Origin of the sequence: Streptomyces sp. NPDC058663 (assembly GCF_042716745.1) — a bacterium.
Classification (GTDB): domain Bacteria; phylum Actinomycetota; class Actinomycetes; order Streptomycetales; family Streptomycetaceae; genus Streptomyces.
In genome coordinates this window covers 70,371-85,098 of sequence record NZ_JBHXRV010000013.1, presented here as the reverse complement: position 1 = coordinate 85,098, position 14,728 = coordinate 70,371, and the positions used below count along the sequence as shown (strand labels likewise).

12 protein-coding genes and 1 pseudogene are annotated in these 14,728 nt (G+C 69.3%); 8 read left to right on the top strand and 5 right to left on the bottom strand.

What is annotated here, in order from left to right; genetic code table 11:
- Nucleotides 1-11 precede the first annotated feature (11 nt).
- From ACFWVV_RS12200 to ACFWVV_RS12170, 7 genes and pseudogenes are all read left to right on the top strand, one after another.
- On the top strand, nt 12-332 hold the full coding sequence (locus ACFWVV_RS12200) for a LysR substrate-binding domain-containing protein (protein WP_384347398.1): 321 nt from the start codon (nt 12-14) through the stop codon (nt 330-332).
- Between the two features lie 463 nt (nt 333-795).
- Nucleotides 796-1,032, top strand: coding sequence for a hypothetical protein (locus tag ACFWVV_RS12195; RefSeq protein WP_384347401.1), 237 nt, complete (start codon nt 796-798; stop codon nt 1,030-1,032).
- Between the two features lie 235 nt (nt 1,033-1,267).
- Nucleotides 1,268-1,927, top strand: a complete 660-nt coding sequence (locus tag ACFWVV_RS12190; RefSeq protein WP_384422658.1) for a PhzF family phenazine biosynthesis protein — start codon at nt 1,268-1,270, stop codon at nt 1,925-1,927.
- A gap of 56 nt (nt 1,928-1,983) precedes the next feature.
- Nucleotides 1,984-2,667 (top strand): maleylpyruvate isomerase N-terminal domain-containing protein, encoded by a 684-nt coding sequence (locus tag ACFWVV_RS12185; protein ID WP_384347404.1) that lies wholly within the window; start codon nt 1,984-1,986, stop codon nt 2,665-2,667.
- A 130-nt stretch (nt 2,668-2,797) separates the two neighbouring features.
- Nucleotides 2,798-3,736 (top strand): MerR family transcriptional regulator, encoded by a 939-nt coding sequence (locus tag ACFWVV_RS12180; protein ID WP_384347407.1) that lies wholly within the window; start codon nt 2,798-2,800, stop codon nt 3,734-3,736.
- Between the two features lie 20 nt (nt 3,737-3,756).
- Nucleotides 3,757-4,431 (top strand): GNAT family N-acetyltransferase, encoded by a 675-nt coding sequence (locus ACFWVV_RS12175; RefSeq protein WP_384347410.1) that lies wholly within the window; start codon nt 3,757-3,759, stop codon nt 4,429-4,431.
- Nucleotides 4,432-4,665: 234 nt separating this feature from the next.
- Nucleotides 4,666-4,832: pseudogene (locus ACFWVV_RS12170) on the top strand (DinB family protein); the annotation flags it as partial.
- Nucleotides 4,833-4,902: 70 nt separating this feature from the next.
- On the opposite strand, the gene ACFWVV_RS12165 reads toward ACFWVV_RS12170, so the two are convergent.
- The 5 genes from ACFWVV_RS12165 to ACFWVV_RS12145 all read right to left on the bottom strand — a co-directional run bounded on the left by ACFWVV_RS12165 (nt 4,903) and on the right by ACFWVV_RS12145 (nt 11,219).
- Nucleotides 4,903-6,672 carry an amylo-alpha-1,6-glucosidase gene (locus ACFWVV_RS12165; protein WP_384347414.1) on the bottom strand — a complete coding sequence of 590 codons (1,770 nt, stop codon included), beginning with the start codon at nt 6,670-6,672 and terminating at the stop codon, nt 4,903-4,905.
- 169 nt (nt 6,673-6,841) lie between these two features.
- Nucleotides 6,842-7,687: a carbohydrate ABC transporter permease gene (locus tag ACFWVV_RS12160; protein ID WP_384347416.1), complete on the bottom strand. Its 846-nt coding sequence runs from the start codon at nt 7,685-7,687 to the stop codon at nt 6,842-6,844.
- Nucleotides 7,684-8,667 (bottom strand): carbohydrate ABC transporter permease, encoded by a 984-nt coding sequence (locus ACFWVV_RS12155; protein WP_384347418.1) that lies wholly within the window; start codon nt 8,665-8,667, stop codon nt 7,684-7,686. Before ACFWVV_RS12155 ends, ACFWVV_RS12160 begins: the two co-directional genes overlap by 4 nt.
- Before the next feature lie 19 nt (nt 8,668-8,686).
- Entirely contained in the window at nt 8,687-9,922 is a 1,236-nt protein-coding gene (locus ACFWVV_RS12150) for an extracellular solute-binding protein (protein WP_384347421.1), read from the bottom strand.
- Nucleotides 9,923-10,142: 220 nt separating this feature from the next.
- A complete protein-coding gene (locus ACFWVV_RS12145; RefSeq protein ID WP_384347425.1) occupies nt 10,143-11,219 on the bottom strand; it encodes a LacI family DNA-binding transcriptional regulator in 1,077 nt (358 codons plus the stop codon).
- Nucleotides 11,220-11,644: 425 nt separating this feature from the next.
- Between ACFWVV_RS12145 and ACFWVV_RS12140 the strand changes: the two genes are divergently transcribed.
- On the top strand, nt 11,645-14,326 hold the full coding sequence (locus ACFWVV_RS12140; RefSeq protein ID WP_384347428.1) for a cellulosome protein: 2,682 nt from the start codon (nt 11,645-11,647) through the stop codon (nt 14,324-14,326).
- Nucleotides 14,327-14,728: the final 402 nt, after the last annotated feature.

Sequence of the window (14,728 nt, the reverse complement as noted above, 5' to 3'; positions counted from 1 at the left end):
GCCGCTCTCCTATGCCGAGGACCGGCCGACCGTCCACCGCCACTGGCGGATACTGGCGGTCCGTTTTCGGCACCCGCCCCACCCGGATCCCGGCGGTCGTCGTGCCCGACCTGCGGGCCGTGCTGTCAGCGGTGGCCGCCAGCGCGGGAGTCACCGTACTGCCGTACTGCCTGTGCGCCTCCGAACTGGCCACCGGGAGCCTCGTACCCCTCCGGGAACCGGAGGTCCCGCCGCTGAACACCCGGTTCCTCGCGTGCCGGGCGGACCCCGTGAACATCCCGTCCGTCACGGCCGTACACACCCATCTGCTGGACAGCGCCCGCGATGAGTGACCCCGCCCGGCCGTCAGCCGTCCTTCCGGGTGCGAACGACGGCGGACCCCCGGAGGGGCATGGTGAGCCCCGCTCAGCACGGCAGTGAGCCCCCTCACCGCGCCTCACCAAGATTTTGACCACCGCTCCACCCCGGCCTCCGGGCGGGGACGCGGGCCGGCGCTCGATTCGTCCGGGACACACGACTGTCCTGCCCGGCATACCCGACTTCCGCACGGTGAACCACTGCACCACCAAGACGTCGCGATGCGGGCCGGACCAGGACCAGGCATCGACCAGGTTGCCGGCGACCCGTTCGGCGCACTCGCTCCGGCTGGCGCTGAGCGGCCCCCGAAGAATGGTCCTTCCCCGCCGGGAGGGGATAGACGGCGAAGCCGACGTTCATCACGTCCTCTGCCGGTGGCGGGTGGTGCGGGCCAGGTAGCCGAGCTGCACCGTCACCTCGGCCGCGGTGGTGTGTCAGATGCCCCGGCGGGCAGAGCGTGTACCGGTCGCCGTCCTCGGCGCACGCGGACAGGCCGGGCGCCTGGCCCTCCAAATGTGCGACGACGGCGCGGCGTACGGTGCGGTCAGGCCGTGGGAGAGCATCACCCGGCCCTCGGGCAGCCGCACCGCGGGCGCCCACCCGGTACGCGCGGGTGCCGGTGTCACCCACCACCACGGCATCCACGGAGTCCGCGTGCCTGATCTTCAGCCGTGACCCGGCCTCGGGGAACATCGGTACGGCGGTTGTAGGTGAGAACGATCTTGTTCAGGGTGTGAGTGCGCTGACGCGGTTCTCGTACGCTTCTGCGGCGGCTGGCCGACACGGTTCCGCTCCACGGCGGACATGCTTCGGGCCGGTTCGCTCATCACCAAGAAGATCCGTGCTGACGACCTGTTGCGGATGTCCGGGCGCGACGGCCCATGACATGGTGGCCTGCTTGAATGTCCGGGTGACCCCTGACATCCACTTTCTCCGCGTCTTCTGCGACCAGAACGGCAACCACGGCAACGTCCTGGGCGTAGTGCGCGACGGCCGCGGCTTCCCCGACGAAGAGGCACGGCAGGCCCTTGCCCGGGAACTGGGGCTTAGCGAAACGGTATTCATCGACGATGCGCACCGAGGCGTCGTAGACATATATACGCCGGGGGTGCGGCTCCCGTTTGCCGGATACCCGCTCGTCGGCGTGGCCTGGCTCCTCGGTCTGGAGAGGCTGGAGCTTCCTGTAGGAAGTATCCCTGTCCGTCGTGCCGACGGCTTCACGTGGATCGGTGCGCAAGCGGAGTGGGTGCCACCGCGCACGCTGCGGCAGTACGGCAGCACGCAGGAGGTCGAGGCATTGGCGGTGCCGGAACCGGGAGAGTGGGTGTACGCCTGGGCCTGGCAGGACGAGACCGCCGGCCGAGTCCGGGCCAGGGGTTTCCCGGGCCGTGGCGACGGCATCGACGAGGACGAAGCCACCGGCGCGGCAGCGCTCCTGCTCGCCGACCGGTTGGGGCGGGCTGTTGCGGTCACCCAGGGCAGCGGGTCCCAGATCATGGCGGCCCCCGGCCCTGACGGGACGACGTATATCGGCGGACGGGTCCGCGCCGTGGAGAATTCCGCCTGCTGAGCTCCAGGTCATGGCCAACCGGTGCCTGATTGCGCCTGGTTGGTAGCGTCACGGGCATGAAGCAAGGACATGTGCTCGAAGTATTCCGTCGGGAATCCGGGGCGCTCGCTGATGCTGTGTCAGGGCTGTCCGAGGCGGAGTGGAGCCTCCCGACACGCTGCACCCCCTGGACCGTACGCGACCTGCTCGGGCACGTGTGCGTCGTGATCGACTGGCTTCCGGGCATGCTGGACGCGCCGGCCCCGGGTGAGGCCAGGATTTCCGCTGCGGATTACTACCGCCCGGACGACCGTTTTTCACCCCGGACCAACAGAGCCCGGATCGCACTGGCCCGGGACCGGGCAGCAGAGCCGACCGAAGGTGCCGCCTTCGCCGAGGATTTCACCGCGGCCTGGCGGCGGGCGGACCGGCTGTGCCAGGTCCAGCCGGCCGGCCGTACCGTCTGGACGCGTCATGGCGACGCCATGCTCCTGTCGGATTTCCTGCTCACCCGGGTCGTCGAAGTCGCTGTCCACGGCCTCGACCTGGCTGACGCACTCGGACGCGAACCCTGGCTCACCTCGTCAGCCGGTGACGCCGTGCTGGAGCTGCTTCTCGGCGCAGAGCGGATGGCGGCCGCCGATGCACTGGGTTGGAACCGGCCGCACTTCCTGCGCAGAGCTGCCGGCCGCGAGCCGTTGGACGCATCAGAGACCGCGCAGATCGAACAGCTCGGCATCCGATGGCTCGCCCTGGGCTGACACCAGCACTCCGCTGCAACGAGATCATCTCTGAAGACAGGCCGGAATGGACGCTGCCGATTCTGAGAATCCGACCGTCGCGAGCTCACGAGCTTGTGTCTCCAGCAGGGGGAGACCGGAGGGTGGGGGCATGAACGGCCACACCCTCTACTCGATCGGCGAACTGGCCCGACGGGCCGGCACCACGGTCAAGACCATCCGTTTCTACTCCGACTGCGGTCTCGTACCGCCCGCTCACCGCAGCCCGGCCGGCTACCGCCTCTACGACAACGACGCCGTCGCACGCCTGACTTTGGTGCGGACCCTGCGCGACCTGGGACTGGACCTTGCAGCCATCCAGAAGGTCATGGACCGGGAACTCGCACTGCCGGATATCGCCGCGGTACATGCCGACGCGTTGGACGTGCAGATCCGAGTCCTGCGGCTGCGGCGTGCAGTGCTGAGAGCCGTGGCGAAGCGCGGCGCTACCCCTGAGGAGACACATCTGATGCACAAACTGGCCAGGCTCTCCGAAGTCGAACGCCAGCAGCTGGTCGGTGACTTCCTCCACGCCGCCTTCGGCGGTGTGGGTATCAGCCCGATGTTTGCGGGAGTCATGCGCTCGATGACTCCGGAACTGCCGGACAACCCCGATACGGAGCAGGTCCAGGCGTGGGTGGAACTTGCCGAAATGGCACAGGACCCGGACTTTCGCGCCCTCGTACGACACCTGGTCCAGGAGCAGACGTCCGGATACAAGCAGGGTGATCCACCCGCCCTGCACCGCGACTTGGCTGCGATCGTCCGTGACCAGATCACGCCGGCCGTGGCAGCGGGTGTCGAGCCAGCCTCGCTCGAGGCCGATCCGACCGTTGCGGTCCTCATGAACCGCTGCGCATGTCTCCTTGGCCGCGGTGACGATGCCACATCGCGCAGGCAGCTCCTGGTCCGGCTGGAGCGTATGAATGACCCTCGCAGAGAGCGGTATGTCTCGCTGCTTGCGGTGATCCATGGATGGCCGGGTCCGGAGAGCCTGCGGCCGGTGCTCGACTGGGCCGTCGACGCTCTGCGGGCTCGGACACAGGGATGAGGGGGCGGCTGCGGGGCGGCATGGACCAGCTCTCGGCGATGTCAGATCAGGGCCATCAAGGCCATCAGGGCCATCAGGGCCATCAGGGCCATGCTGCATTTGGTCCGGCAGTGAACCCGCCCGTCGTACTCACTGCTGCCGCGACGCCGACCGCTGCCGCTCTTGTCCTTCGTCCCTGGTGCGCGGAAGACGTTGCTGCGCTGGTTGAGGTGTACCGGGATGCCGAGCTGCAACGTTGGACTAGCTCTCGTGTGGAGAACGAAGACGAGGGACTCAGATGGGTGCAGGAGCAGGAGCAGGGTTGGGCAGCAGGCAACCGTTTTGCCTTCGCAGTCCTTGAGACCGCCCTTGACGCGGCGCCGCCCTGGTTGGTGGGCAACGTGGTACTCAAGGAAGTCGCATCCGGCAAGCCTTCCGCAGAGGTCGGCTACTGGACGGCGGCACAGGCTCGCGGACGAGGCGTGGCCCAGCGAGCCCTGAACACTCTCACCGCCTGGGCCTTCGATGCTTTCCAAGCAGCTGGTCTTGAGTGCCTCGAACTCCTGCATCAGGTCGACAACCTGGCATCCTGCCGCGTCGCCGAGAAGAACGGGTACCAGTTCGACAGGCTCCTGCCATCGGCTCCTCCTTCCTATCCTCTCGATGGCCATGTCCACATACGGCGCGCAGCTGCCAACGCCCGTATCGCCACCTGATCAAGACGTTGTGGGGCCGCCGGGAGAACGGATGTTGCCAGGGTTCACGGAATCCGGGCAGGCCATGTCGCGGTACCGGATCCTCACCCCCCCTCTGCACGAGAACGTCCCCCTGAAAGCGGTGGCACAGGACTCCGACGTCAGCTGCCGCGGGCCGTACCCCCTGAGCTTGTTCGTCGTCCACGATGAGACGGGTACGGCGGCCGCGACGACCGCAGCCAGATCTCCGCCGGGAACGCCGGGGTCCGCGGGCTCTCGGACGCCGGCCTGGAGAATCCGCCCACGGTGGGCCCCGAGCGGCTTCCCTGGAGGGCATCGTCCTGCACGTCAACGGTGAGCTGATCCCTCACGGCGCCGTGATTTCCCTGCTGCGCGACCTCTACCGCTGGCAGGGCGGAGCCGCGCGGCCGACGCATGCTCTGACGGACGTCCGCGGCCGTCGCATGAGCAGGGCGCGGCCGGTGCGACCGGTCAGCCGGCTGTCCGAGGCGGCTCGGAGTGCCGCAGCGCGTGGGCTTCGGCGAGCAGCAGATAGCTGCTTGCCGTCCAGGTGTAGGCGCGGTCGCGCAGGCCCGCGCCGGTGAGGGCGTCGAAGTTCTCCGCAAAACCGGAGGTCTCGCACATGGCGCGGAAGCGCGCGCTGATGTCGTCCGCGAGACGGTGGTGCCCGGCACGGCGCAGGCCGTTCTCGACGAGCACGGTGGACGGGGCCCAGATCGGTCCGCGCCAGTAGCCGTCGGCGAGGTAGTGCGGCGAGGCGGGGTGTTCGGTGGCCAGGCCGTACTCGGTCAGGTGGCCGCGCAGGCGGTGTGCCAGTGCGGCGCCGACGCCCTCGGGAAGGTGCTCGCCCAGAACGACGGGCATCAGGTCGAGGAGTCCGGCGCTGCCCCAGGTGGTGCCGTTGTCGGCCGAGCGGGCGACGAAGCGGCCGTCGCTCCACAGTTCGTCGAACATCGCCGTCTGTGTCGTGTCGGCTGTGCGGGACCACCGGTGGGCATCGTCGAGCAGTCCCAACTCCTTCGCCATGTAGGCGAGTTCACGCAGTTGCAGGACGAGGAAGGCGGCGAGGTCAGCGGTCACGACGACACGTTCGGGGTCGAAGGTGGTCGCGTTGTCCCAGCCGCTGTCGTTGCCGTGCTGGTAGTGCGGCAGGAGGTCACCGGGTGCGCGGCGCGAGGTGAGCCAGAACTCCGTCCAGCGGGTGAGCCGCTCGTACACCTCGGCCAGCCGGGCCGGTTCGAGCGGCTGCGGGAGGCGTCGGCGCAGGCGGCCGAAGGCCCACCCGTGGATCGGGGGCTTGACGAAGTTGTGCAGGACTTCGGAGTGGGTGACCGAGTCGGGCAGGGCCCCGCTCTCGTCCTGGTGGTCGAACGGCAGGGCGAACTGGTCCCAGGCCAGCTCCGGTTGCCCCGGGGCGAGGGCGAGGGCGTTGAAGCAATGGTCCCAGCTCCAGACCTTGTCCATCCAGTGCTTGGACATGAGGACGCCGGGCCGGGTCATGAAGCCCTGCGGGCGTACGGTCGCGGACCACAGCACGTACGCGGCGAGCTCCGCCGCGGGGGTGTCGGACGAGCGCCACGGTGCGACGGAGTCGGTGAAGGCGGTGAAGGCGGCGTACGCGGCCTCCTCGACGTCCTCGAAGGCCGTGCCGGCGTCATAGGCGCGGCGTGCGGTCTCGTACTCCTCGATCGCGACCTCCCAGGGTTCTTCGCCGGCGGCGCCGATGGTCACGCCGCGGTCGCCCATGCCCAGGGCCTGCTGGCCGGCCGCTTCGGCCACCGCACCGGACAGCAGGGTGATCCGGTAGCGCCGTCCGGTCTCGTAGGAGGTGAAGACATACGCCTCTGCGCCGGGCTCCCGGTAGAAGTAGGTGCCGCTGAACGGGGTCAGGGTCGGCGCCGCCGCGCTGATGCGGAGGTTCAGCCCGCTGCCGCGCAGGCGCACGGTGTCGGGCGTGGCGTAGGCGAGGTCGACGCGCCCCGCCTCTCCCGACCAGCTGAGGCGGGCGGGGGTCGCCTCGACGTGGGTTTCCGCACGGCTGCCCGCCGGGTCCATGGGCGTCAGGCGCAGGACGGCGTGCATGCCGTTCTGGTGGGAGACGAGGTGGAGGTCCTCGGCGTACGTCTTCTCCGCGATGACGGGCGAGAGGTCGAACCAGGAGCCGTAGGTACTGAACGGGATCTCGTGGACGGAGAAGGCCGGGCCGGCCGGGGCGGTCGGGGCGGTCGGGGCGGGGGTCATGTGGTGAGACTCGTTTCTCGGGCAGGGGGCGGCAGCCGTCCGGCGCTCCGGACGGGGTGGGCCCTCACGAGGTGAAGGTGTGGGGTGCGGCCGGCGGCGGCCCCACACGGTGGCGGGGCGGGGGCGCGGTGGGGCCCCACACGGTGGCGGGGCGCGGTGTGCGCGGTGGTCAGTCCTTGACGGCGCCCGCGGTGACGCCTGCGGCGACGTAGCGCTGGGCGAGGACGAGGACGACGGTGGCCGGGACCGAGGCCAGGACGGCGGTGGCCATGATGGCGTTCCACTCCTGGTTGTTGTTGCCGATGTAGTGGTAGATGCCGAGGGTGATCGGCTGGTGGGCGCCGCCGTTGACGAGTGTGCTGGCGAAGATGAAGTCCGACCAGGACCAGAGGAACGCGAACAGGGACACCGTGACCACGGCGTTGCGGCTGATCGGCAGGACGACGGACCAGAAGGTGCGCACGGCGCCGGCGCCGTCCATGGTGGCCGCCTGGATCAGTTCCCTCGGGATGCCGGACATGAAGGCGGTGAAGATGAGGACGGCGAACGGCACGGCCAGCGTCGAGTCCGCGATGATCAGGCCGGGGACCGACTGGAGCATGCCGAGGTTGAGGTAGATGGCGTAGAAGCCCATCGCCATGATGATGCCGGGGATCATCTGGGCGGCCAGCAGGACGAACGACAGGATGCCGCTGCCGCGCGGCCGGAGCTTGGCCAGCGCGTAGCCGGCGGGCGCGGCGACGGCCACGGTGAGGACCACGGTGGCCAGACCGATCAGGAGACTGGTGGCGAGGTAGGGCAGTTGCTCGTCGAGGACCCTGCGGTAGCCGTCCAGCGTGCCCCGTGCGGGGAACAGGGCGGGCGGGCTCTTGCGCATGTCCTGGTCGGGGGTGAAGGACACGTTGAGCATCCAGTAGACCGGGAAGAGCATGATCGCGGTGAGTGCGGTGCCCAGGGCCGTCTTCCACCAGGTGCTGCGGGGCCGGTGCGGTCGGAGGGTGAGGGTGGCGGTCATGGGGTGTGCTGCTTTCGCTGGACCTTCAGGTAGACCAGGCCGAACACCAGGGCGGCGACGACGAGGAGGTTGCCGACGGCGGCGCCCGGTCCGAAGGCAGGCAGGGCGTTGCCGAAGCCGAGTTGGTAGGACCAGGTGGCGAAGGTGGCGGAGGAGTCCGCAGGGCCGCCCTTGGTCATGATCCAGATGATGTCGAAGACCTTGAGCGTGTAGACCAGGCCGAGGAGCAGCGTGATCGCGGACACCGGGCGCAGCAGGGGGAAGGTGATGCGCCAGAAGCGCTGCCAGGCGTTCGCCCCGTCGAGGGCAGCCGCCTCGTAGAGCGATTCCGGGATCGACTGGAGGCCGCTGTGGAGGACGACCAGGTTGAACGGCACACCGATCCAGATGTTGGCGATGATCACCGCGGTGAGTGACCACGACGGTGAGGTCAGCCAGTTCACCGGGTCGATGCCGACCGCGCCCAGGGCCGCGTTGACGATGCCGGAGTCGCTGTTGAGCATCCACGACCAGGTGGACGCCGAGACGATGAGCGGCAGCAGCCACGGCACCAGGAACAGGGCGCGCAGCGTCGCCGAGAGCCTGAAGTGCTGGTGGAAGAAGACCGCGAGGGCGAGTCCGACGGCGTACTGGAAGGCCAGGCAGGCGACGGTGAACACCGCGGTGTGCAGCAGGGCGGGCCCGAAGGTCGGGTCGTCGAAGACGGTCAGGTAGTTCTTCAGGCCGGTGAACGGGGCGTCGCCCTGGACGAAGGAGCGGACCGTGTAGTGGCGCAGGCTCAGGTCGATGTTGCGGTAGAGCGGGTAGGCGTAGAACAGGACGAGGTAGAGCGTCACCGGGGTGAGGAAGGCCCAGGCGGCCCACTGCTGGGAGGTCGGGCGGCGTGGTGTCCGGACGGCGTCCGGGGACGGGGCGGTATTGGCCGCCCCGCCCCGGGCGCGCGCGGACCGGCGGTCCGGCAGCTGAGTCGTGTGCGTCATCGCGGTGCGGGCTTCCTGGCTACTTGACGGCGGACTGGGCCTTGGCCAGCGCGTCCTGGGGCGACTGGGCGCCGCTGAGGGCGGACTGGACCGCCTTCCACAACTGCTCGGAGATCCTCGGGTACTTCACACCCAGGTCGTCACTGGTGCGGCCCTTGGCGGACTTCACCGCGGCGATCCAGGGCTTCAGCGCGGCGTTGGCCGCCACCTGCTTGTTCTGCACCTCCGCGGTGGGCGCCACGTACGACAGGGTGGTGGCGGTGGCGTTGAGGTTGTCCGTGCTGGTCAGGCAGGACACCAGCTTCTGGGAGGTGCCGTAGCGGCCGGTGTCGCCCTGGGCCGGGACGGTGACGAACTCTCCGCCGGTCGGCGCCGACGCGTTGCCTCCCCCGGAGGCGGGGATGGGGAGGACTCCGTAGTCGAAGCCCGCCTTCTCGGCGTTGGCGAGCTGCCAGGTGCCGTTCTCCGCGAAGGCGTATTCGCCGCTCGCGAACTCCTGCCAGCTGGTCGTCTGGGTGTTGTTGATGACGGAGTTGGGCGCGTACCCCTTCTTCAGCCAGTCCTGCCACAGCGACAGCGCGGCGGCGGCCTGAGGGGAGTCCAGCGCGGTGAGCTCGGCACCCGCGCCCCAGAACCATGGCAGGAACTGGAAGCTGCCCTCCTCGGTGCTGATGGCGGAGAAGGTGATGCCCTTCTTGCCCGCCTTCTCGACCTTCTCCAGGGCTGCGGTCAGGGACTTCCAGTCCTTGACCGAGGCGATGTCCACCCCGGCCTTCTTCAGCACGTCCTTGTTGTAGTACAGGGCCAGGGTGTTGGCGCCGATCGGCGTGCCGTAGGTCTTCCCGCCCAGCCGGCCTGCCGCCAGGAGGTTGCCGTCCACCGTGGAGGTGTTGAGCTTGTTCTCGTCGGTCGTGGTGAGTACTCCGGCTTCGGCCAGGGTCGACACCACCGGGTTGTCGACGACGAGGACGTCCGCGGAGTTGTCCTGCTGCGCCGCGAGGAGCGCCTTGCTGGAGAGGTCGCCGGTGTCGAGGGCCGTCCTCTTTATCTTCACGCCGGCCTTGGTGCCGCACGTGTCCAGCAACTTCGCCCAGGACGACGTCTTGTCGAATTGCGGGTAGGGGTCCCAGACGGTGTACGTTCCGCGGTCGGCGCCCGCGCTGCCCGAGCCGGAGGAACAGGCGGTGCCGGTGAGGGCCACGACGGTGGACAGGGCCGCCGCCGTGGTCAGGCGGCGTCTGGAGATTCTGCGCATTGCGGTTCCTTCGGTTCTTGGGCCCGGAAGTGGTCGGAAGAACGGGGCGGCCGGTGCCGGGGAGGAAGTAGGGCGTGCGGTGCCGGGGAGGGAGTGGGGTGTGCGAGGGCGCACGGAACTGCCACGGGTGGACGGTTCGGTGCTCCGTGGGACAGCAGTGGGGCAGGACCGGGGGCGGACGTCGGGCCGGGCGAGGCGGTCGGGGCCGGTGATGAAGAGGTCAGGGTTGTGCGGGGCGGCCGGGGGCCGGGGCGCCGGCCGGGTTCTCTCCGCCTGCCGGGCGGTTCCCTCCGCCCGCGGGGCCGGTGCTGGCCCGCAGGGAGATGGGCGGCACGAGGAGGTGGTGCCGGGGTGCGGCGTCCGGGTGTTCCAGGCGCTCCATGAGCAGTTCGACGGCGCGCCGGCCCATCTTCGCCGCCGGCACGTCGGCGGCGGTGAGCTGCGGGGTCACCGTCTCCGCCCACCGTCCTGCCACCACGCCGGTGACCGAGAAGTCGCGCGGCACATGGCGTCCCGCTTCGGCCAGCCCTCGGTAAATGCCGCCCAGCGCGGCCTCGTTGAGGGTGACCATCGCCGTGGTGGCCGGTTCGTCGTACAGGATCTGCTCGACACAGGACTGGCCCGACGCGGCGTCGTCCCCGCAGCAGTACGTCCGCACGGTCAGCCCCCGCTCGGCGGCGGCCTTGAGGAACCCCTCCAGCCCCCGCTGGGCGGATTCGTACCCGGCCCGCAGGAGTTGCTCGGGCCGGTTGACGAAGGCGACCCTGTGGTGGCCGAGATCCGAGAGGTGGCGCACGCACGCTGCCGCCAGCTCGGCGTGGTCCAGCGCGACCCACCAGCCGTCCTCCGGATGTGCGGTCCGGCCGATGGCGACACACGGGAAGCCCACCGCGGCGAGGTGGTCGACGCGGTCGTCCTCCAGCCTGATCTCCATCAGGATCGCGCCGTCCACCCGCCGCTCCCCCAGCAGACGCTGGAAGGAGCGGTCGCTGTCCACCCCGCTCGGTGACAGCAGCACGTCGTAGTCGTGTGTCGCGGCGGCCTCCACCACGCTGCCGATGAAGTCCAGTTGCATGCCCGTGTAGTGGTCTCCCGCAGGTGGGAAGACCAGGCCGATCGTGCTGGTACGGCCGTTGGCGAGGGCGCGGGCGCTGGCGTTGGGCCGGTAGCCCAGTTCGTCGATGACTCGTTGGATCTTCTGGCGCGTGTCGTCCGACACCGTGCGTTTGCCACTGAGCGCGTAGGACACGGTGCTTCGTGAGACACCGGCCCGTCTGGCGATCTCACCGATGTTCACGGCGACTCCTTAGGTGAACCGGTTCGCTGCACGAGGTGGGGCAGGGCCGCCGGACGTATGAGAGCTGAGGGTAGGGAAAGGGTGGCGACCGAGTGTCGAACCGGTTCGCTGGACAGGACCGTAGGGAGCGGCCCGACGACTGTCAAGGCTTCGCGCAGTCCCCGTACAGGACCTCCCGAAACGGCTGGGGAACACCGCGGCAACTGCCGAACAAGTCTCTGTGTCATGACTGTTGCCGCCCGGTTTCAGCGATGCTAGCTTCCCCGAACCGGTTCGATCGGACCCCTGCACTTTGGCCGCGCACTGCGGCGGGCTCCTGAATATCCCCCGAGGAACCTCCCTGTACCGACCGCCTTCTCGGCTTCGTCGATGCGAACCGGTTCGCATTGCCCCTCAATCCGGCGCACGGACCCCTGGAGACCTCCATGCGAAGAACACGAGTGACGGCGGCGGGCGCCGCGATGGTGGCGGTTCTCGCCACCATGCTCACCGGCCCGTCGGCCCCCGCCGCCCAGGCGGCGGAGCCCGAACGGCTCACCATCGACCTCGCCGCCGACACCGGCGCCTTCCACGGCGGCGCCTCCGGCTCGTTGTACGGCGTCTACGGCGACGGCGTGCCGAGCCGCAACCTCATCGAGGGCATGCGGCTGCGGACGGTGTCCACGAAGGCGCAGGACGGTCCGCAGCACCCGGGGGCGGACGCGCTGGAGATGCTGCCGCCGTTCGTGGACTCGGGCGGCAAGGACGTCTACATCTACATGACGGACATCTACCGCGGCTTCCCCTACCAGTGGCCGGGCGCCGACGGCCCCGCGCGGCTCGCGGACTTCAAGAAGAAGATCACCAAGCAGGTCCGCCAGGTTCTGACCATGGGCCGCTACAAGGACCACGTCGTCTACGTCCCCTTCAACGAGCCCGAGGGGAACATGTTCGGTACGGGTGAGTGGAGTTACGACAGGAAGTCCTGGCTGAGCAACCCGCAGAGCTACTTCACCGCCTGGAAGGAGGTCTACCAGCTGATCAGGAGCCTCGACCCGAAGGCGCGGATCGCGGGACCCAACACCTCCCGGCTCTTCGACCAGGTCAAGGGCTTCCTCCAGTACGCCAAGAACAACAACGTGGTGCCGGACGCGATGACCTGGCACGAGCTGTCCTCCCCCGCCGACGTCCGCACCAGTGTGGCCAAGTACCGCAGATGGGAGCAGGAGGTCGGCATCGCCCCGCTGCCGATCAACGTCAACGAGTACGGCCACAACTACCACCTGTCGGTGCCCGGCCAGGTCGTCCAGTGGGCCTCCGCCATCGAGGAGTCGAAGATAGACGCCGACCTGGCGTACTGGAACATCGACGGCAACCTCAACGACTCGGCCGTGGAGGCCAACAAGGGCAACGGCCAGTGGTGGCTCTTCCACGCCTACGGCCAGATGTCCGGGCGTACGGTCAGGGTGAGCGCACCGCACCCCAACCAGCAGTACACCCTCCAGGGTCTGGCCACCCTCGACAAGGAAAAGAAGCAGTCCCGGACGCTGTTCGGCGGCAAGAGCGGTGACGCGGACGTCGTCTTCCGCAACGTCGACCCCGCCCTGTTCGGCACGACCGTGCACGCCACCGTGCAGGAGATCCCCTGGACCGGGCAGGTCGGCGACTCCGCGCAGCCGCTTCGGCTGGCCGACCAGAAGGTCCGGGTCGCCGCGGACGGCACGGTGACGCTGCCGATGCGCGGCATGAACGAGATGTCGGCGTACCAGGTCGTCCTCTCCCCCGGCACCGGCGGCGGTACGCCCGTCCCGCCGTCGGTGAGCTGGCGCAAGACGTACGAGGCGGAGAACGCCACGTACACCGGCTCGGGTTACACCAAGAACGGTCCTGAGGGCACCCCCGCCGACGTCGGCAAGTTCGCCACCTCCGGCGCCTACAACGTGGGCGGGCTGCGCACCGGATCCGACGGGGTGCTCGCCTTCGACGTCGACGTCCCCGAGGACGGCACGTACGACCTGAGCGTTTTCGCCAACTCCTTCAACCAGTACGACCTGGTGAAGCAGCAGGGGCCGACCAACGTCTTCCTGAGGGTCGACGGCAAGGACCCGCAGGAGCTGCGTCTGCCGCTGGGCTACAAGTGGGTGGTGTGGGGCCACACCGACACGACGGTGCGGCTGACCGCCGGCAAGCACCGGATCACCCTCGCCGCGAAGGACCCCGCGCTCGGATTCACCAGGGGCGATGCGATCGTCGACAAGCTGGACCTCGGCCTGCGCGACGAGCGGGCCGCCCGGCCGGCCGTCTACGAGGCCGAGTACGCCGCGCTGAGCGGGACCCGGCCCGTGTACGACCGTCCCGGCTCCCACGGCCCCGGTGCGGTGCCACTGACGACAGGCGCATCCACGACCTTCTGGGTCCACTCCCCCGCCGACGGCGAATCCACCGTCTCCCTCGACCACTTGGGCGGCGGCACGGCGAGCCTGACCGTGAACGGCGAGAAGCTGGACGTAGCGGCCGTCGGGGCCGCCGCGCAGGGCACACGCACCGTCAAGCTGCTCCTCTCCGGCGGTGTCAACAAGATCACCCTGACCGGCACGTCCGGGGCCCTGGTCCTCGACCGGCTGCACGTCGCCAAGACGCAGGGCACCCTGAGGCCCACCGTCCAACAGGCCGAGAACGGTGCGCGGACCGGCGCGGCCCAGGTGACCGACGCGTTCACTTTCGCCACCGGCGGCCGGGCCGTCACGGACATCGGCAAAGGGAAGGCCAACGCCCTCACCCTTGACGTGCGGGCCGCCAGGGCCGGCCGGCACGCGCTGACCATCCGTTACTCCAACGCCGAACAGGCACCCGCCACCCACTACAACCCCGACCCGATCGCCCGCCACGCCGATCTCTCCGTCAACTCGGGAGCGACCCGCCGGGTGCTGTTCCCGACCACCTTCCACTTCAACAACTTCTGGGAGCTGAGTGTCCCGGTCACACTCAAGGAGGGCACGAACCGGCTGACCTTCACGGCGGAAGAACTGCCCGACTTCAACGGGGACACCTACAACCAGTACGGACAGAGGTCGCCGTACGCACCAGTCATCGACCAGATCGCCGTCACGCCCCTGTCCGCGGGGTAGCTCCCGCCCGACAGACCGCCGGGGCGAGGAGCCGTCCACAGCTCCTCGCCCCGGCCGGCGGGGGCGGAGCGGCCCGCCCCCGCCTGCCGGAGGTCACCTCCGGCGACCGGAACCCCACGCCCTCATGAACCCAAGGAACTCCCTTGTGCCCCGGCGCTCTGGCCGACAGCCACGCGAGCGCCATGCCCCTCCGCGTCCGGCTGAGAATCCCGGGGATCGGGCCCCGACGCGGACGCAACGCGGCTCTGCTCGATCTGTGTGCTCAACTGCCCTCGGCCGTCATCGCCAGGCTCCTCGGCATGCCTCCGCGAACGGCGGACCGGTGGGCTTGGCCGGACCGTCGGCCGTTCTACGCAGCTGCTGTCTGCCGCAGGACCTGACGGTTACTCCGGCACTCCTGAA